At 35.9% G+C, this 18,243-nt stretch carries 17 protein-coding genes; 7 read left to right on the top strand and 10 right to left on the bottom strand.

What is annotated here, in order from left to right:
• The first annotated feature begins 10 nt into the window (after positions 1-10).
• Positions 11-940 (top strand): ketopantoate reductase family protein, encoded by a 930-nt coding sequence (locus G5B32_RS12135; RefSeq protein WP_165291798.1) that lies wholly within the window; start codon positions 11-13, stop codon positions 938-940.
• 250 nt (positions 941-1,190) lie between these two features.
• Here the strand turns inward: G5B32_RS12135 and G5B32_RS12130 are convergent, their stop codons facing one another.
• Together G5B32_RS12130 and G5B32_RS12125 are read right to left on the bottom strand one after the other, a co-directional pair.
• On the bottom strand, positions 1,191-2,267 hold the full coding sequence (locus G5B32_RS12130) for a Gfo/Idh/MocA family protein (RefSeq protein WP_206366888.1): 1,077 nt from the start codon (positions 2,265-2,267) through the stop codon (positions 1,191-1,193).
• Positions 2,268-2,398: 131 nt separating this feature from the next.
• Positions 2,399-3,331: a DUF389 domain-containing protein gene (locus tag G5B32_RS12125; protein ID WP_165291796.1), complete on the bottom strand. Its 933-nt coding sequence runs from the start codon at positions 3,329-3,331 to the stop codon at positions 2,399-2,401.
• A gap of 90 nt (positions 3,332-3,421) precedes the next feature.
• Between G5B32_RS12125 and G5B32_RS12120 the strand changes: the two genes are divergently transcribed.
• Entirely contained in the window at positions 3,422-3,661 is a 240-nt protein-coding gene (locus G5B32_RS12120; RefSeq protein WP_165291795.1) for a hypothetical protein, read from the top strand.
• A gap of 244 nt (positions 3,662-3,905) precedes the next feature.
• Here G5B32_RS12120 and G5B32_RS12115 read toward each other — a convergent pair whose 3' ends face one another.
• The 8 genes from G5B32_RS12115 to G5B32_RS12080 form a co-directional block, all read right to left on the bottom strand.
• A complete protein-coding gene (locus G5B32_RS12115) occupies positions 3,906-4,358 on the bottom strand; it encodes a carboxymuconolactone decarboxylase family protein (protein WP_165291794.1) in 453 nt (150 codons plus the stop codon).
• 66 nt (positions 4,359-4,424) lie between these two features.
• Entirely contained in the window at positions 4,425-5,000 is a 576-nt protein-coding gene (locus G5B32_RS12110) for a Crp/Fnr family transcriptional regulator (RefSeq protein ID WP_165291793.1), read from the bottom strand.
• Positions 5,001-5,141: 141 nt separating this feature from the next.
• Positions 5,142-6,668, bottom strand: a complete 1,527-nt coding sequence (purH, locus tag G5B32_RS12105; RefSeq protein ID WP_165291792.1) for a bifunctional phosphoribosylaminoimidazolecarboxamide formyltransferase/IMP cyclohydrolase — start codon at positions 6,666-6,668, stop codon at positions 5,142-5,144.
• 483 nt (positions 6,669-7,151) lie between these two features.
• Positions 7,152-7,727, bottom strand: a complete 576-nt coding sequence (purN, locus tag G5B32_RS12100; RefSeq protein WP_165291791.1) for a phosphoribosylglycinamide formyltransferase — start codon at positions 7,725-7,727, stop codon at positions 7,152-7,154.
• Between the two features lie 78 nt (positions 7,728-7,805).
• Positions 7,806-9,239 carry a serine hydrolase domain-containing protein gene (locus G5B32_RS12095; RefSeq protein ID WP_165291790.1) on the bottom strand — a complete coding sequence of 478 codons (1,434 nt, stop codon included), beginning with the start codon at positions 9,237-9,239 and terminating at the stop codon, positions 7,806-7,808.
• Between the two features lie 24 nt (positions 9,240-9,263).
• Positions 9,264-10,001 carry a LytR/AlgR family response regulator transcription factor gene (locus G5B32_RS12090; RefSeq protein ID WP_165291789.1) on the bottom strand — a complete coding sequence of 246 codons (738 nt, stop codon included), beginning with the start codon at positions 9,999-10,001 and terminating at the stop codon, positions 9,264-9,266.
• Entirely contained in the window at positions 9,994-10,656 is a 663-nt protein-coding gene (locus G5B32_RS17365) for a sensor histidine kinase (RefSeq protein WP_223815419.1), read from the bottom strand. Before G5B32_RS17365 ends, G5B32_RS12090 begins: the two co-directional genes overlap by 8 nt.
• 386 nt (positions 10,657-11,042) lie before the next feature.
• Positions 11,043-11,906: a LiaF transmembrane domain-containing protein gene (locus G5B32_RS12080; protein WP_165291787.1), complete on the bottom strand. Its 864-nt coding sequence runs from the start codon at positions 11,904-11,906 to the stop codon at positions 11,043-11,045.
• Between the two features lie 247 nt (positions 11,907-12,153).
• Between G5B32_RS12080 and G5B32_RS12075 the strand changes: the two genes are divergently transcribed.
• From G5B32_RS12075 to rseP, 5 genes are all read left to right on the top strand, one after another.
• On the top strand, positions 12,154-12,492 hold the full coding sequence (locus G5B32_RS12075) for a DUF3276 family protein (RefSeq protein WP_165291786.1): 339 nt from the start codon (positions 12,154-12,156) through the stop codon (positions 12,490-12,492).
• A 129-nt stretch (positions 12,493-12,621) separates the two neighbouring features.
• Positions 12,622-14,766 (top strand): S9 family peptidase, encoded by a 2,145-nt coding sequence (locus tag G5B32_RS12070; protein ID WP_165291785.1) that lies wholly within the window; start codon positions 12,622-12,624, stop codon positions 14,764-14,766.
• 160 nt (positions 14,767-14,926) lie between these two features.
• Positions 14,927-15,718, top strand: coding sequence for a hypothetical protein (locus G5B32_RS12065; RefSeq protein ID WP_165291784.1), 792 nt, complete (start codon positions 14,927-14,929; stop codon positions 15,716-15,718).
• Positions 15,719-15,735: 17 nt separating this feature from the next.
• Positions 15,736-16,899, top strand: coding sequence for a 1-deoxy-D-xylulose-5-phosphate reductoisomerase (locus G5B32_RS12060; protein ID WP_165291783.1), 1,164 nt, complete (start codon positions 15,736-15,738; stop codon positions 16,897-16,899).
• A gap of 15 nt (positions 16,900-16,914) precedes the next feature.
• A complete protein-coding gene (gene rseP / locus G5B32_RS12055) occupies positions 16,915-18,219 on the top strand; it encodes an RIP metalloprotease RseP (protein ID WP_165291782.1) in 1,305 nt (434 codons plus the stop codon).
• The last annotated feature ends 24 nt before the right edge of the window (positions 18,220-18,243 follow it).

Raw genomic sequence — 18,243 nt, 5'->3', positions numbered from 1 at the left:
TATATCTGCCATGTCCAAAAATATCAAACACGTCTACGTATTTGGATTGGGTGCTATTGGAGCAAAATATGCATCCATGATTTATGATGTGAATCCCGAATCCGTGCATGTCATCGTAGATGAAACCCGTAAAGCTAAATATTCTAAAAATGGTGTGTATGTGAATGGTAAAAAGTATGATTTTGATTATGTCACTGTTCCTCCTAAAGATCACGATGTCGATTTATTGATTTTGGGTGTGAAGTCTTTGGATTTGGCAGAAGCTATTGATGGAATTCGTGATTTCGTACAGGAAAATACGGTTATTTTATCCTTGTTGAATGGTATTGGTACGACCAAAATCTTGAATACTCAATTGCCAAATAATCCTGCTATTTACAGTATTGTGTATATGGATGCTGTCAAGTCTGGCAATCATGTAACCTATGGTCATCGCGGTAAAGTCGTTTTTGGAGAAGCGAATAATGAAACAAAATCGAGTAGGATTTTGGCTTTAAGCACATTCTTTGAGACCATGGATATTGACCACGAAATTCCTGAAGATATGATTTTAGCTTTGTGGCGTAAGTTTTTGATTAATGTGGTAGGAAATCAGTTGACCTATATTATCAACGCTGGGTATGAAGCTTTGCAAGATAATCCGTATATCCTAAATTTGGTGCAAGCTGTAGGTGAGGAGGTCATAGCTATTGCCAATGCCCAAGGTATTGCTTTGGCACAATCGGATATAGATGCGATGATTACTACCATGCGCAAAATTGATCCTAAAGCTAAAACCTCGATGGTACAAGACCGCGAACAGCTTAGAGCATCCGAAGTCGAAATATTTGCTGGCGAAATCATTGAGCTTGGTCAGCAATTACAAATCCCAACACCTTATAACTTTATGCTCTATAACTTGATAAAAGGGTATGAATTTGAGCAATTCGAAAGGGAATAATAATTGCTATTCAACGAGAGTGGAGGATACGATAAAAACTTAAATACAACTATAAGGTTGATAGTCAAATATATGTAACAACTTTTGTTAAGCGAATAATGTCGCCTTAGTGAGTTGCCAATTGCAGGAATGTCGAGGCATTGTGGCAACTCGGTACAACGACGAGCTTTTTTTGGTGACTTTTTGCGGGAAAAAGTCACTGCCTGCCCGGGATGAGGGCTTTAACATATATTATTAACTAGATTTGACGTTATTCAAGTTTTACTGTTTTCCCAGACCTAGCACTTCGAATTGCAGCATCTAATATTTCCATGACGACCATATTATTCTCTAATGATGAAAGGTAGTAAGGTTGTAATTTGACTTCGTTTTTGATTATTGCTGCGAAGTAATAGAACGGATTATGATAAGGCTTTTCGAATGTTTTTAATTCCATTTTTTCTTCTTTGAATCCATCATAGCCTTTGGACATCCTAATGCGTAAGTGATGACCATTATCTGCGTAGATGACCCCGTCATATCCGTATACTTCTACATCTTTGCGACCTATAGTCCAGTTCCAAGAGGGTTGAAGTACTGCATTGCAATTATTGTAAGATAAGACTATAGTCGCATCGTCATCAACCTTCGGGTTGTTTTCTTTTTGCAATTGTTGGGTTACAGCGGTGACCGAAATCGGCTTTTTACCTTGCATAAACCAAGTCATTAGATTAGCACCATAACAGCCAAAATCCGTAATTGCACCACCACCATTTTGTACAGGATCGGTAAGCCAATCGAAAAATTCAGGGTCTAAATTTATTCGCGCAGGACCTTTGTGTCCGTCACGGATGATGACTTTTCTAATCTCTCCAATAGCATTGCTTTGCAATAAATCATACGTCTTTTGCATGGTCGGATACCAGGTAGTTTCGTAGTTGGTTAGCAAATGAATATTATGCTTTTTGGCCCGTTGTTCCATTTTCTTTGCATGAGCCAAACTTACCGCTAAGGGCTTTTCCACCATGACATGAATTCCTTTGGGAGCACATTTTTCGACCACTTCCAAATGTTCGTACACCGTTCCAAAAGCCAATACAGCCTGCGGTTGATTTTGGACAAATAATTCATCCATGGACGAATAAACCAATTCCATCGGAAACTTATATTGCTTTGCAAATCTTTCGGCTAAGGCTTTATTGGGTTCTACTATTCCTACCACTTCATAAGCTTCGGTTTTTAAATTTCCCAATATCCAATGCACATGGGAGTGCGTTAATCCTACTATGCCATATTTGACTGGATTTTGTTGTGCTTTCAACGAAGTAAAAGTATATATGATAAACATAAGGATTACAGATAGCCTAAGCATGGGTATAAAAAGTTTATAATGGAATTTATTATTGTCTGAACCTAAAATAACAAAAGAATTTTACACTTCTTGCATACGATAATAGATGGTTTGACAATACCTATTTGCTAAATCTTCATATTTCGGTTCATCACGGTGTGTTTTTTAATAAGAAAAACCATAGCAGAGATACCAGCAATGATAAAAAATTCTAAGAACCACCTGCCGATAGCTTGAAGTCCCATTGCATAATTGCCTTGTACAAATGCCATCGTTGCGATACTTGCGGAAGTGATCAAAGCCAAGAGTACCATGACCCCGGCAGTAAGTAAAGTTCGGTTGGTAAGGATAAGAATAGTACCAATAATGGCAGCTAATACAGAAACCAATACACTTTCGGCGGTGATAGTCGTGAAGTAATCTACCAATTTATCTTGCGGAAGATATGATGATGAACCAATTAACACATTCGTGCCTGTAATCTTTAGACCGATAGCGGTAATTGTAGCTCCTATTAGCAAAGCGGCATAACCTGCAAATACATCTTTAAGCCCTTGTTTCCAAGTGGTATGTTTGTTTACTAAGCCTAATGAAATGCGAACAACGGCACCAAAACCGGGGGCGAGTAGGGAAGCACCGATGACGACATGAATGGCATTGGTCGCTAATCCCAATACAGCAATCATTCCCGACAGCACCATGGTCAACAAATTGTTGTATGTCATCTGACTTTGTTCATTTATCGTGGTCAAGGTTTCTTCCCAAATAGTTTGGCTACCGTCGGTGGTAATCGCCTCAGAATGTGTGTTGCTGAGCATACTCGATGACGTGGATGTAGACAATGAGTACTGCGGATTATTGAGTATACCCTCATCTTCTAGTACGACCATTATATTTCGGATTTCGTTGCTCAAGACATCCACAGATATAACATCACCTGCTGGAGTAAGGGATATACCTCTTTGTAGGCGGATACTTAAAATACCTTTTTCGGAAGCTATTTTTCCTATTATTCTTTCTGAGGTGTGGGATGGTGCGGTTATTTGGATAGTTCTCGGCATAAATATTTTTTATAGAGTAAAACAATTTTGCAATCTTTTCCGTTTAAAATATTTGACATTAGTAATGTATTAAAAAATTTTTATCACCACATGAATCATAATTTAAGAAGAGAATTTACCAAAGAAATTAATGGAAAAGAAGTATTATTTGAAGTGCAGTACGATCCAATGACACATAACTTCACCGTTACCGAAAATACCTTAGTTCAATACAAATTACTTTTTGATCCGACTACTCGGGTATGGACAACAACGGACGGACCTGAGCCCTCCATTCCTGTAGAGGAATTGGCTGCGGCAGTGCAACAAAGTTTTGGGGTGACGGTGTAGGAATAGTGCTTAAAGAAGTGCACTAACTTTTTAAGTTACTGTTCTTTTTACCAAATCTTGGGGAAAAGTAATTAATAAAGTTCCATTATTTTAAACTCTAATATAACTCACATACTAGTTTATTTTTGTGACTTTTAGAACTGAAAACTTATCTAGTGTGTAAATCTAAAATGTAAAAGTATTAGAATTATCCATTTTAAAAAGAATACACAGGCGATGACACCTGGGTATTCTTTATTAATCTTTATACAAGACTTTGTCCTATTTGTAGGTGTGTGCTTAGCACAACCCTATTCCAAAGATTGATAGTAATTACAGCTGTTATAATATCTGCAATTTGAGATTCACTAAAAAACTGTATAGCCTTTGAATAGGTTTTATCCGATAATCCGTTTTGATGAATTAATGTAATCTCTTCAGTTATTGCCAATACTGCTTTTTCTTCTTCTGTAAAGATATTCTCCGCTTCTCTCCAGGCACTTAAAAGAAAAATACGCTGATTAGTTTCTCCATTTTTAATGGCGTCTTGAGTGTGAATATTGATACAATAGGCACAACCGTTAAGTTGTGAAGCTCGAATTTTAATTAGCTCTTTGATTGTATTGGATATAGAAGCCTTTGCAAGGTAAATTTCCAAACCAACCATAGCTTTTAGTGCACTTGGTGCAACTTCTTTAATGTTAAATCGTTTTTGCATTGTGTTATTCTTTTAATATGTTAGTACAAAATTGGAGAATAAGTAAATGAAAAAACTTAAACTAGTTTAAGAAAGAAGCTTCTTGCGTATTTCGCTTAGATATTCGGGAGTAAATCCTAAATAAGAAGCAATTAAGTATTGAGGAACACGTTGCACAAATTCAGGATGATTTCTTACGGCTTGTAAATAAAATTCTTCTTTTGAAAAAGAAAACAGAAATTTAATTCGTTTTTGAGCCGCTGCAAAAGCTCGTTGGTAAATAAACCGGAAATATCGTTCCATTACTGGATATTTGCTCAACAGCTCTTCTTGTTTTTCTTGAGTGATGTAAAGTACAGTTGACTTTTCTACTGCTTGAATATAAAATTCAGTAGAAACATGTTTTTCGTATGCAAAGTTATCAGTTATCCACCAGGTTTCTATAGCAAATTCCGTTGTTTGTTCCGTACCTTTCTCATTTATGTAAAACTTTCTTAGCAAGCCAGTCAAAACAAAATAATGATGTTTACAGATCTGTCCTTCCTTTAATAGAATTTCTTTTTTAGAAACATCTTTAGTATAAAAATAATTTTTAATTTCTTCAAACTCACTGTCAGAGACTTGCGCGAATTTGTTTATATGCTTTTTGAAGATTTCGAACATCTTTGTTTTTAGGATTTGATGTTAGAGAATACGCAACATCTGGTTTTTATAAATCCAATATACAAAATATCTCGCTATTCCATAAAACAAAAAAAGCCCAATCTTACGATTGAGCTTTTCTGTATCCTAATAAAACTTAGCTTAGTGTTTGAAGTGACGCACGCCTGTCGTAACCATTGCAAGACCTTTTTCGTCAGCCATTTCGATAGATAATTTGTCTTTGATTGAACCACCTGGTTGCAATACTGCAGCGATTCCATTATCACCAGCGATTTCTACACAGTCAGGGAAAGGGAAGAACGCATCTGATGCCATAGAAGAACCTACTAAGTCAAAACCAAAAGCTTTTGCTTTTTCGATAGCTTGTTTCAATGCATCTACACGTGAAGTTTGACCCACACCTGAAGCGATTAATGTACCGTTTTTCGCAAATACGATTGTATTAGATTTCGTATGTTTAACGATTTTGTTAGCGAAGTACAAGTCTTCTAATTGTGCAGCAGTAGGCGCAACTTTCGTTACGGTAGTCATTTGTTCAGGACCTTCTACTGTGTTGTCTTTATCTTGTAAGATTACACCGTTCAATAAAGTTTTGAACTGCTCAGTTGGCAATTTCACTTCTTTACGACGTAAGATGATTCTGTTTTTCTTTTCTGTCAAGATAGCGATAGCTTCTTCAGAATAGGAAGGTGCGATTAATACCTCGAAGAATAATTTGTTGATTTCAGCAGCAGTTTCTCTATCTACTTCACGGTTTGTAATCAATACACCACCGAAAGCAGAAACTGGGTCACATGCTAAAGCGTCGATCCAAGCTTGTTTTACAGTTTCGCGTGAAGCGACACCACAAGCGTTTGTATGTTTTAAGATAGCAAAAGTAGGCTCTTGGAATTCGTCGATAATAGCTACAGCCGCATCTACGTCTACCAAGTTGTTGTATGATAATTCTTTACCATTCAATTTGTCAAACATTGCGTCCAAATCACCGAAGAAAACACCTTTTTGGTGTGGGTTTTCACCGTAACGCAATACTTGTGCTTTTTGCTCTGATTGTTTGAATACTTCGATTGGTTCTTCTTGGTTGAAGTAATTGAAAATAGCTGTATCGTAGTGTGAAGATGTATTGAAAGCACGTTTCGCGAATGACTTACGTTGCTCTAATGTAGTAGCTCCTTCTTGCGCTGCTAAAATTTCTTCTAATTCTGTATAATCATTTTTCGAAGAAATAATCACTACATCGTTGAAGTTTTTAGCTGCTGCACGAATCAAAGAGATACCACCGATGTCTATTTTCTCAATAATGTCCTGCTCTGAAGCACCAGAAGCAACAGTTTCTTCGAATGGATATAAATCCACGATTACTAAGTCGATTTCTGGAATGTTATATTCGTCGATTTGTTTTTTGTCTTCTGCCAAAGGACGGCGAGAAAGGATACCACCAAATACATTTGGGTGTAATGTTTTTACACGACCACCTAAGATAGATGGGTAGCCAGTCAAATCTTCAACTCGCTCTACACCAATACCTAAGTCACGGATAAAAGCTTCCGTACCGCCTGTAGAGTAGAAAGTAACTCCGTACTTGTTTAATAGTTGAATAAGTGGGGCTAGATTGTCTTTGTAGTAGACAGAAACTAATGCGTTTTTAATCTTAACAGGATGATTCATTGTTTTTTATTTGGAGCAGCAAAGGTAAAAATTTATGTGTGGATTTCATAGGAATAAAGGCTATTTATTTGCTGAATTAAATAAGTTCAATTTTTTATAACTAGACATATTGTGCGTCATCGTAAGTTTGTAGGAATATATTTGGATAATATTAAACAGAATATAATTTTGTTCAGTTTAAAAAGATCCAGAAGAGAGAAGGAGCAAGATTTTAGTCCGTCATTAGTCAATAAAGACTCTTCGAAATGTTAGTCCCCTTCTCTCATTCTTATTGCAACTTGGACAGTTCATTAGGCGAAATAGCAAGAAGGAAGAGACATTGTTGCGAAAGATTCTAGCGACGAGTTTTAGCTTCGCTGAGCTCGGCTTTCAGCTTTCGGTTTTGCATTCTTTTTTGAGGGAAAAAAGAATGAGCCCCTCGCGGCTTGAGCGAGACTATAGAAGTTAATAAACATAAAAATCGCACCGTTTAGGTGCGATTTCTTAATGATATTTCTTTAATAAGTTCTCTACGACTTTTGGGTAGTGTAGGTGCTCTAATTGTTGTCCTTTGAATTTGATGGTTTCTAAGGTGTCCTCTTTTTCTACTTTGAAACGACCTTGGTAAATTACTTCGCCTTCGTCGAAGTTTTCATTCACAAAGTGAATGGTAATACCGTGTTCTTCGTCACCAGCAGCCAAGACAGCTTTGTGTACGCGATCACCATACATGCCTTTACCGCCGTGTTTTGGTAACAGGGCAGGGTGGATGTTGATGATTTTATTTGGATAAGCTTTTAACAAGTTCTCTGGAACCAACCATAAGAACCCTGCCAATACGATTAGGTCAATATCCAAACGTTTTAATATATCTACGATATTATCGGTTTGATAGAATTCGTTTCTATCAAAAACGTGTGAAGGTATTTCAAAATTATCAGCCCTTTGTAGTACGTAAGCATCAGGGTTGTTACTTAGTACTAATGATACTTCGGCTTCATCAGAATATTTAAAATGCTCCATGATTTTTTGAGCGTTTGATCCTGACCCCGAAGCAAAAATAGCAATGCGTTTTTTCACGTTGTTATTAGTTATAATATTTTCTCAAATATAATCATTTCTGCCTTTTTATTGGCATACAGACTTATCAATTGTCAATTATTTAGAGCTGGCAATTTTGCTCAAAATCATTCCGCTAATTTCATCTACGGAAATAGCAGAATTGGAAAGAACAACGATAGCTGATTTTTTGTCGGGCACCAAACCAATGAATGATGAACTGCCTCCTGTGCCGCCATTGTGCCAATATTGGATGACATCATCGACCATATTCATATGCCATGCTAAACCGATATCTGTATTTGGCGGAAGATAAAAAGTGAATTGACGAGTTAACGCCATTGCATTTTCCAAAGTAGTCTCTGGTAATTTGAATTGGTACTGCGCAAAACGTAATAAATCATGCACGGATGATTTCAGCGCACCTGTACCTGCGAAAGCTTGCCATTCCCAAATTGGGGTTTCCTGACCTTGCTCGTTATATACTTTTACGATTTTCTGTGTTTTCAAATTGGCTTTATCTACCGTATTTGGAAGTTTTAAAGAATCCGAAATTATTTCTTTAATATTCTGTACGTAGGTTTTATTCGTAATAATCGAAATTAGCTCACCTAATAAACCATATCCTAAATTGCTGTATTCAAAATTGTCACCTGGTTCATTTTCACTGCTTACATTTTTCAAATAGTGAAATAAATCTTTACGGCTATAGGTTGCATATGGATTTTTAGGGTTGAATTTTGCTGCTTTTTCTAAATTATCAGGTAATCTAGGCAATCCAGAAGTATGATTCGCTAAATGCTTGAACGTTATTTTTTGAAGAAATGGGTTCTGCGCTAATGAATCGGGCAAAAACTTAACGATGCTATCATCTAATGCGATCGTTCCTTGTTCCACTAAATCAGCAAGTAGGGTAGCCGTAAATACTTTTGTTACAGAACCAATTTCATACAGCGTATTTCCGTCAGGCAGGGAGGCTTTGACTGCTGCATCAGTCTGACCGTAGAAAAATGTATTTATTTTTCCTTTATTAATAACGCCAATCGCTAATGATTTGGTGTTAGGATTTGCCAAATACGCATTCGCTACAGAATCTATGTAATGATCCAATGCATTTTGTTTATTTACGTTTGATGCTACAGCTTCCATACGTTTGGTCGGAATATGACCTTGCTGCAAAAGGAAATAATTGAATTTATAATTGGAATCTACACCTAAATACAAGGAACTTTTTATAGCTCCAAGCATAAAATTATATCCAGCAATGTTATTGGAAAAAGACGCTGGTTCTGTATTCGAAATCTTTCCGTAGTTGGCCAGATCTCTAATCATACTAACAAAACCTTGCTGGTCAACTTGTCTTTTGAAGTCATCCGAAGCTAAAGTGTATACAGAGTCTGGTTGTTTGGAATTGATGAAATATTCTATTCGGTTATATACCGTTCTATTTCTGCGCTCGACAGGAGATTGAGCAAAGACAAATGAACTTAATAGTATAAGGTTGCAGACTAATAGTAGTGCTTTTCGTTTCATGCTGCAAAATTAACAAACAATCGGCTATAAGCCAATTGTTTGTTTTAATCTTGCATATCCTGATTTACTGATATTTACTTTGTCACCACTGATTAAAATACCTTTGTAGCTTTCTTTTTCCATCGGTTCTATCTTAGCCAACTGATCTACTTTGATGATAAAAGAACGGTGTACGCGTACAAATTGTTTTGGATCAAGTTGTTTTTCGAAAGAAGACATTGTTTTGTTTTTCAAGAACATACCATCTTTTGTGTGAATCTTTACATAATCATCATAAGCTTCTAAAAAGATGATTTGTTGTACGGGAATCAACTTGATTTGTGTACCATTTTTCACCACGATTCGCTCTAATGTTTCTTCATCCAAATCCTCTTTTAAAGCTTTTACACCTTGTTGTTTTTGTTTCGTAGCATGCAGTGATTTAAATTTCGCTATGGCTTGTTCGAAACGATCTTCCGATATGGGTTTAAGCAAATAATCCACAGCATTCTTCTCAAATGCCTTCAACGCATATTCTTCAAAAGCTGTAGTGAAAATAATATGAGGCAATTCGTCTAAAATTTCCAACATTTCGAAACCTGTCAATTTTGGCATTTGTATATCCAAAAAGACGATATCTGGTTTAAACTGTTGAATCGCTTTGGCACCTTGAAAACCGTCACCGCATTCGGCTACGATTTCAAAATCATTTTCCTTTTGAAGATATTCATGTATAATCATCCGAGCCAAAGGCTCATCGTCTATAATTATTGCTTTAATCATGTTGAGGTATTTTTATGATTGCTGTGAATTGATTTTCTGTTTTTCGGATCTGTAATAAATCTGTACGGCTATAAATTAAAAACAATCTTCGCTGAATACTTGAAAGCCCAAATCCTGTACCTTTTTTGTTATAGAACTGATCTGTATCGTATGGATTTGTAATTTCAATCGTCAGCATATTGTGTTCCATGCTGATGTGCGTATTGATATCCACGTCGCCAATAATATTGTATAACCCGTGTTTTATAGCGTTTTCCATAAGCGGTTGGATAATCATACACGGAACTTTTGCGTGCAAAAGTTCGTTATCGTATTCAAAGTGCGTCTTTAAACGATGACCAAATCTAACTTTTTCAATCTCTAAATACAATTCTAAATGTTTGATTTCATCCGCCAGCGGAATCAATTGTTTATCATCCTTACGCATCGTCCCTCTTAAAAAGTCAGAGAGTTGGAATGTCATTTTCTTAGCCAAATCAGGTTTTACACCTATCAGCGCTATAATGGAATTTAAGCTATTGAAGAGAAAGTGGGGTTGAAGTTGTTGTCTAAGGTTGTATAATTCTGCATCACGTACCAAGCGCTCGGATTCTAATTTTCTTCTATCGTTTTCTAAAGCTTCTTCTTGCACATTCCAAAAAATATTGATAATCATGATACAAGACAAGACCAAAAAATTGATAATAAACTTGTAGGGTAATTTGTGATAGTAATGGACTAAAGATGGGCTATCAAAGAACTGGTAGATACAAAAGATAGAAATTACCAAGCTCATAATGGTCAATGCAAAGCAGAACCCGATAATTTTGAGGTACTGCTTTTTGCTTGGGTTATAGAATTTCATCGAACTAAATATCAAATAACAACACAAAGCCATTGCTATTGCACTGATAAGTGGTTCTATATACGATACCTTTATTGGTTTAAATTCCCACCACAATAGAAAATAAGAAACGGCAAAGTATAAAACAAAAATAATCCATACACTGAAATGGACTAAAGCTGTTTTAGAGTTTATTTTGAAGAGCGAAAACATTTTCCTTAGCTATTTTTTATTGTTACGGTACCAAATAAAGATGTTCCGGTCAAGTATAATTTCTTCGAATCATCGTATGGATGATTAATCATTATGCGGCGATCATCTACATCTCCGAATATAGAAGAAACAGAAGGAGTCACCACCCAATGAGGAGGTACAATGATTTTTATGCTACCAAATAATTGAAATGAATCAATGACTACAGGCTGAGTAATGTCCGCTTGTAAAAGATTGATCACCGATGAGCCAAATATATTTGTGATAGTACCACCTAAAAAGTTTTTAGACAAAATGATTTTTTTCGAGTTACCAAAGATAGCATCGATTTTCAAATAATTTTCAGCATACTGGAACTGCTCTTGCGTTCCAGTATACCCAGCATTTGCATGCGACGAATTTCTATTGTTTTCTTCTGTGCCATCTGTCAAATCCACGACTCTGCGATCCCAGTCAAATTCGTCTGTTGGGTGCGGAGGATTGGTATTTTCTGGTGGAGTAGGGATAGTAGGTACTTTTCTATTTCTATTGATTATATATATACCAATCACAATGGCAATAGCTGGAAAAAGCACTTGAAATGGATTGAAATCATGAAAAATCTTGCGAAGTAAAAATATACCACCAATAGTCAGTAATACCAGTGCTGATTTTTTCTCAAATTTTGAATTAATACCGATGACAAGGCCGATTATAATCAAAATCATTGGAAAGCTAAATAACCAATCAGGAAATAAGAATCCTAAATCCAAGTTATTTAGAAGCAAGAATACACCGAAAAGTATTATAATAGCACCTACAGTAGTAGAAGACTTATTATTGCTCGGTGGCATTTGCGGGTTTTGATTTGTATGCGTTGACTTTTCCATTACTCTTTATTTTATAGCTCAAAAGTAAACACCTAATGTCATTGAACGTACTAGAATTAGGTATTTATGGTAGCTTCATCGGTAAAGTATCTGATTTCATCGGTAAAAATACATTCTAAAAAATGATTTCAAATCTTTATTAATAAAAAATAATTATTTTTTGCAAAAAATTTGGTTCTTTCATAAGATATATTATATATTTATGACATTAAAATATAGGATTTAAACTTAAATACTTACTAGACTAATGGGAGATTTTGAAAACAAAGAACGTGAAGAAGTATTTTCAAAAAAGGTGAGAGCTGGAAAACGTACTTATTTTTTTGATGTAAAAGCAACACGATCGAATGATTATTATGTGACTATTACAGAGAGCAAAAAGCGTTTTGAAGATGGTCAGTTTATCAAACATAAAATTTTCTTATACAAAGAAGATTTTGAAAAGTTCGCAGAGGGATTGACAGAAGTGGTGGAATACATCAAATCAAACCAAGAAGTCGTAGAAAAAAGATACGAACCAAGTCAAGAGGATTCTGCTTATGAAAATAGCGGTGAGTTTGTAGCAAAAGATAATTTTTCTTTCTAATACAAAAACCTAATCAAGATATTCGAGCCACTTCATGAAGTGGCTTTTTTGATTTTAAAGTTGTTACAATAATTGTGTGCCAATTATACTCTTAACCTTTATTTTCGTACCTACTATAGATGATATTATATGACAAAACGTTGGACTAATTTAGCAGTAATTGGACTGTTGTTTATCGGATCGCAGTCAATTGCTCAGCAGAGATTAAGCTTTGATGAAGCTTGGGGTAGAGTAAATACTGTTACTAAGCCAATTAATGGTTATTCAGGATGGGCTGATAATGACCATTTTTTAGAATACAATAGAGAAGAAAATCGTACTTACAAAGTACATGTGAAGACTGGATATAGAGAAATTTATGTTCCCACCGAGATTAAAAGTACCAAAGTTTTTTCTCGTGATAATGATCTTTACATTCAATTTGTGAATGGTCAAGAGAAGAAACTGACAAATTCTCCAGAGGTACCAGAGCAAAATCCAACCTTGTCTCCTGATGGAAAATATGTGGCTTTCACGCGTCAGAGTAATTTATTCAGTGTGGCAGTAGAGAATGAGAAGGAGACACAATACACTACGGACGGTACGGATGTTATATACAACGGTTGGTCTTCATGGGTATATTATGAAGAAATCTTAGGACGACCAACCAATTATAGAGCTTTTTGGTGGTCTCCGGACAGCAAGCAAATTGCTTTTATGCGTTTTGACGACACGAAAGTTCCAATGTTTCCAATTTATGGTTCTAAAGGACAAAATGGTTATTTAGAGCAAACGCGCTATCCAAAAGCAGGACAGAGTAATCCGGAAGTGAAGGTGGGTTTTGTGAAAGTAGAAGATAAGAATATTGTTTGGGCTGATTTCAATGAGAAGGATGACCAATATTTTGGAGAGCCGTATTGGAGTTATGATAGCAAAACTATCATGGTGCAATGGATGAATCGCGACCAGACTAATTTGAAATTTTACAATGTCAATCCTTTGTCTGGTGCAAAAAAGGAGATTTACAACGAAGAACAGCCTTCCTGGATTAATCTAGATCACGATGAGCGAATTACATACTTAGCAGATAATAAACATTACATTCTGAAATCTGACAAGACAGGTTGGGCGCATTATTACTTGTACACGTTGGATGGAAAGTTAGTGAACCCTTTAACTTCTGGCGAGTGGCAAGTGACAAAACTGCAATTGGTAGATGAAAAATCTAAAGTAGTTTATTTCACTGCGCGCAAGGAAAATTCGGCTACCTCGGATTTATACCGTGTAGATTATTCTGGTAAGAATTTGAAAAGATTGACATTTGGTGATTATACCCACCAAGTTTCTGTCTCGCCGAATGGTAATTACTTTATAACGACCTATTCTAATGTAAGCACACCTTCAAAAGTTTCTTTAGTAGATAACAAAGGTAAAGTGTTGAAAGAATTGGCTGATGCTAAGTCTGCTGATTTTGAGAAATATAAAATAGGTAAAACAGACTATTTTACTATTAAATCGGATGATGGAAAATTTGATCTGCCTGTTATTATTACTTATCCTGTAGATTTTGATGAAAGTAAATCTTACCCTGTAATTATGAGTATTTATGGTGGGCCAGATGCAGGGACGGTAAGAAATACATGGAAAAATACCTCATCAGGTGCTTATGGAGGCATGTCGCAGCACTGGGCGAATGAAGGGATAATTCAAATTGAATGTGACCATCGAGCTTCAGGTCATTTTGGAAAACAAGGTGTCGCGTGGATGCATCGTAATTTGGGTAATTGGGAATTAGTAGATTACATTACTGTAGCGAAATGGTTAAAAGCTAAGTCTTGGGTTAAAAAAGATAAATTGTTGATCACAGGACATAGTTATGGTGGTTATATGACTTGTTTGGCATTGACCAAAGGTTCTGATTATTTCGATTATGGAATTGCTGGTGCTCCCGTGACAAGCTGGGATTTGTATGATACCCATTATACAGAACGTTGGATGGATACGCCACAAGATAACCCTGATGGTTATAAAAATGGTTCCATACTTACTTATGTAGATAAATACAAAGGAGGCTTGCGTATTTTACATGGCGATATGGATGATAATGTGCACATGCAAAATACTATTCAATTGGTAGACGCGTTGACAGATCGAGACAAGCATTTCGAATTGATGATTTATCCAGGAAGTAGACATGGATGGAACCGTTCAAAATTAAAGTACGACTTTAAAGAACGCGTTCGTTTCTATTATCAAAATTTATTAGAACGTCCTGTTCCAAAAGAGTTTAACTAAGGTTTATACCAGAAAGGCTTCGTGATTACGAAGCCTTTCTGTTTTCTTCAATAATAATGTTGGCAATTAATAGAATTGTGGATAATAAACTCTACAATCTAAAATATTTTCGTTGATGTAATGCAAAAAATATATCATCTTTGCAGTATTATTAATCAACATGTTAGAATTTTTAAAAGAAAGTACTTTTCGTGCTAATGATGTGTTTTTTCGCGCGTTGAATATTTTGAAGAAACACTATATATCTGTTGCGGGGTTGTGTTTTTTGTTGTTTGTCACTAACAATTTATCTACTTATTTGGCACTCTATCTGAGCGATTTGACAGGTAGTGGCATTAGGTTCGTATTATTGTTGGTGTTTGTGACATTGTTTTTTGGTCTTCAACTTGTTTTAATAAAAAGAGCTATCCTCTTAGCTAATAATATCGAGAAGACTGCATTGAGAAATTACATTCCTTCGACTAAGCAGTTTATCCATTTTATTTTAGGGTTGCTAAGTTATTCCTTTATCACTGGAGTGGTGTACTTGTTGTGCTCTATTGTATGTATGCCTTTGTTGTATATGGGAATCGATATGGATACGATCTCTTACGAGATAAATCCTTTATTGACAGGGATAATCATGATGTTTGTGCTTATTCGTATTTCATTTTTCCCGTTTTTTATTTTAGAAAATAATTTCAGTTTTGTCCGTTCAATCAAATTAAGTATAGCTTTTACGCGAGGAAATACCACCAATTTACTTATCTTGATGGCTTTATTAGCATCTACATATCTTGGACAGATGGTTTTCGAATATATGGACTATAGTATTTTTGCGAAAATAATGAGTGCTGTCAATACATTCGTTATTATCCCATCAGTGAGTTTAGTGTTGGCGGTGGCGTATGTAGGCATGATAAAAGAATATAAAGGAAGTTACGATCCTGAATTATTGAAAAATATAATATAAAAGAATAAGGGGAAGTTTTGGAGAAAAAGAATATTGCCATATTAGGTTCGACAGGAAGTATTGGTACGCAGGCTTTAGATGTTGCGAGAGAATTCCCTGATAAATTTGAAATATCTGTACTTACAGCAAGCAATAATGCAGATACATTGATTCAACAAGCTTTGGAATTTAATCCTAAAATTGTTATTATCGTTTCGGAAGTCGCTTATAAAAAAGTAAAAGATGCGCTAGCGCATACCTCGATCAAAGTGCTATCTGGAGAAGAGGCATTGGTTGAAGCTGTACAGCTTGAAGAGATTGATGTGGTTTTAAATGCTATTGTAGGTTCCGCGGGTTTGCGTCCTACAGTGAAGGCCATTACTTGTGGAAAAGATATTGCGTTAGCTAATAAAGAAACATTGGTGGTGAGTGGTGAACTCATTATGAGGCTAGTGAAGCAACACAATGTTAAGATGTTGCCTATAGATTCAGAGCATTCGGCTATTTTCCAATGTTTAGTAGGTGAGCCTAGCCCTATTGAAAAGATTTATCTTACAGCATCAGGAGGCCCGTTTAGAGGTTGGTCAAGAGAACAATTAGCGAATGTTAGAAAAGCACAAGCTTTAAAACATCCAAATTGGTCTATGGGTGCCAAAATCACAATTGATTCGGCTTCTTTAATGAATAAGGGACTTGAAGTGATAGAGGCTAAATGGTTGTTTGACTTGGATATAAATCAAATTGATGTGATTGTGCATCCACAATCTATTGTACATTCTATAGTACAGTTTGAAGATGGGTCAATGAAAGCCCAGATGGGACTGCCAGATATGAAACTGCCTATTCAATATGCTTTGACTTACCCGCAACGCTATAAAAATACGTTCAAACGTTTTGATTTCATGGATTATGGAAATCTCACTTTTGAAAAGCCAGATTTAAATACATTTAGAAATCTTCAGTTGGCCTTTGATGCATTAGCGGAAGGAGGAAACCGTTGCTGTGTGCTGAATGCTGCTAATGAAACAGCTGTTGCAGCATTTCTAGAAGATAAAGTGTCATTTTTGGGAATGTCCAACATTCTAGAGGAGACATTATGTCATATAAAAAATACAAACAACTTAAGTTTGGATGATTATATTGCATATGACATGGAAAGTAGGATAGTGGCACGAGATTTAATCAACAAATTAAAACAATAAATTAGAAAGAGTTAAATGGGAACATTGGTAATGGTAGGTCAGGTTATTCTGGCTTTATCTATTTTGATTATATTACATGAATTAGGACACTTCTTAGCCGCGAGAGCTTTCGGGATTAAGGTCGAGAAGTTTTATTTATTTTTTGATGCTTGGGGCGTAAAATTATTCAAATTCAAATATAAAGATTGCGAATACGGTATTGGTTGGTTGCCATTGGGCGGTTATGTTAAAATCGCGGGTATGGTGGACGAATCGATGGATACGGAGCAATTAAAAGAAGAACCGAAACCTTGGGAATTTCGTTCGAAACCAGCTTGGCAGCGTCTTATAGTGATGTTGGGTGGTATTATCGTGAACGTGATTGTAGGTATTTTAGTATTCTGGATGTTGGTGTTCAAATATGGCGATTCAGACTTTGATAATACCAAACTTTGGGGTGTTAAACCTGGTATTATTGGTGAAAAGATTGGATTAAAAGAAGGAGATAAAATTCTTTCTGTGAACGGTAATCCTGCCAATTTATTTATGAAGGATTTAATGACTTCTGAAGTGTTAATGGGAGATGCGGTATTGAAAGTAGAACGCCAAGGTCAAACTGTAGATATTACCTTGCCTTCAACGATGTTGAATGATGTAGCTGATCATAAGAAAAATGAGTTTGTAACACCGATTTTCAAAATGTTGCCTGTTGACACGGTTGCGGAAGATACGCGTGCTGAGAAAATGGGGCTTAAGAAAGGGGATAGTATCATAGCCATTAATGGTGTGACGGTAGAACGTCTGGATGAATTTCAAAATGAGGTTGCTAAAAATAAAGGAAAAGAAATCAAATTGGATATTATTAGAGGAACGGATTCACTACAATTGATAGCTGCTGCTGATACGTCTAGCAAATTAGGTTTCTCGAACTTACCTGTTGTTATGCGCGAGTATTCTTTCTCTGAGTCATTACCATTGGGTGTTTCAAAAGCATTTTCAGTAATCACAGATAATATCAAAGGTTTTGGAAAGATCTTCAAAGGAGAAGTAAGAGCGGATAAAGCACTTTCTGGACCAGTAGGTATTGCAAAAATGTTTGGTGATGAAGTGGATTGGACACGTTTTTGGAACCTAGTAGGTATGCTTTCTATGGCATTAGCCTTTATGAATCTATTGCCAATTCCAGCGTTGGATGGCGGTCACGTGGTGTTCTTATTGGTAGAAATGATTCAAGGAAAACCTTTGAGCGATAAGTTTTTGGAAACAGCTCAAATGATTGGATTCTTTATCCTAATCGCATTAATGCTATTTACTTTCGGCAATGATATCATTAAATGGTAATATCCATTATAATATACAATCCAG

The organism is Sphingobacterium sp. SGL-16, from assembly GCF_011043515.1.
Classification (GTDB): Bacteria; Bacteroidota; Bacteroidia; order Sphingobacteriales; family Sphingobacteriaceae; genus Sphingobacterium; species Sphingobacterium litopenaei.
Note: the sequence above shows the minus strand (reverse complement) of the source record. Positions and strands in the feature narration are given on the sequence as shown.

Coding starts and splice junctions, on each gene's coding strand:
- G5B32_RS12070 (WP_165291785.1), top strand. CDS start 12,622: ATGACAAAACGTTGGACTAATTTAGCAGTAATTGGACTGTTGTTTATC.
- G5B32_RS12065 (WP_165291784.1), top strand. CDS start 14,927: ATGTTAGAATTTTTAAAAGAAAGTACTTTTCGTGCTAATGATGTGTTT.
- G5B32_RS12075 (WP_165291786.1), top strand. CDS start 12,154: ATGGGAGATTTTGAAAACAAAGAACGTGAAGAAGTATTTTCAAAAAAG.
- G5B32_RS12095 (WP_165291790.1), bottom strand. CDS start 9,239: ATGAAACGAAAAGCACTACTATTAGTCTGCAACCTTATACTATTAAGT.
- G5B32_RS12125 (WP_165291796.1), bottom strand. CDS start 3,331: ATGCCGAGAACTATCCAAATAACCGCACCATCCCACACCTCAGAAAGA.
- G5B32_RS12120 (WP_165291795.1), top strand. CDS start 3,422: ATGAATCATAATTTAAGAAGAGAATTTACCAAAGAAATTAATGGAAAA.
- G5B32_RS12115 (WP_165291794.1), bottom strand. CDS start 4,358: ATGCAAAAACGATTTAACATTAAAGAAGTTGCACCAAGTGCACTAAAA.
- G5B32_RS12110 (WP_165291793.1), bottom strand. CDS start 5,000: ATGTTCGAAATCTTCAAAAAGCATATAAACAAATTCGCGCAAGTCTCT.
- rseP (WP_165291782.1), top strand. CDS start 16,915: ATGGGAACATTGGTAATGGTAGGTCAGGTTATTCTGGCTTTATCTATT.
- G5B32_RS12130 (WP_206366888.1), bottom strand. CDS start 2,267: ATGTTTATCATATATACTTTTACTTCGTTGAAAGCACAACAAAATCCA.
- G5B32_RS17365 (WP_223815419.1), bottom strand. CDS start 10,656: ATGATTATCAATATTTTTTGGAATGTGCAAGAAGAAGCTTTAGAAAAC.
- purH (WP_165291792.1), bottom strand. CDS start 6,668: ATGAATCATCCTGTTAAGATTAAAAACGCATTAGTTTCTGTCTACTAC.
- G5B32_RS12080 (WP_165291787.1), bottom strand. CDS start 11,906: ATGGAAAAGTCAACGCATACAAATCAAAACCCGCAAATGCCACCGAGC.
- G5B32_RS12090 (WP_165291789.1), bottom strand. CDS start 10,001: ATGATTAAAGCAATAATTATAGACGATGAGCCTTTGGCTCGGATGATT.
- G5B32_RS12135 (WP_165291798.1), top strand. CDS start 11: ATGTCCAAAAATATCAAACACGTCTACGTATTTGGATTGGGTGCTATT.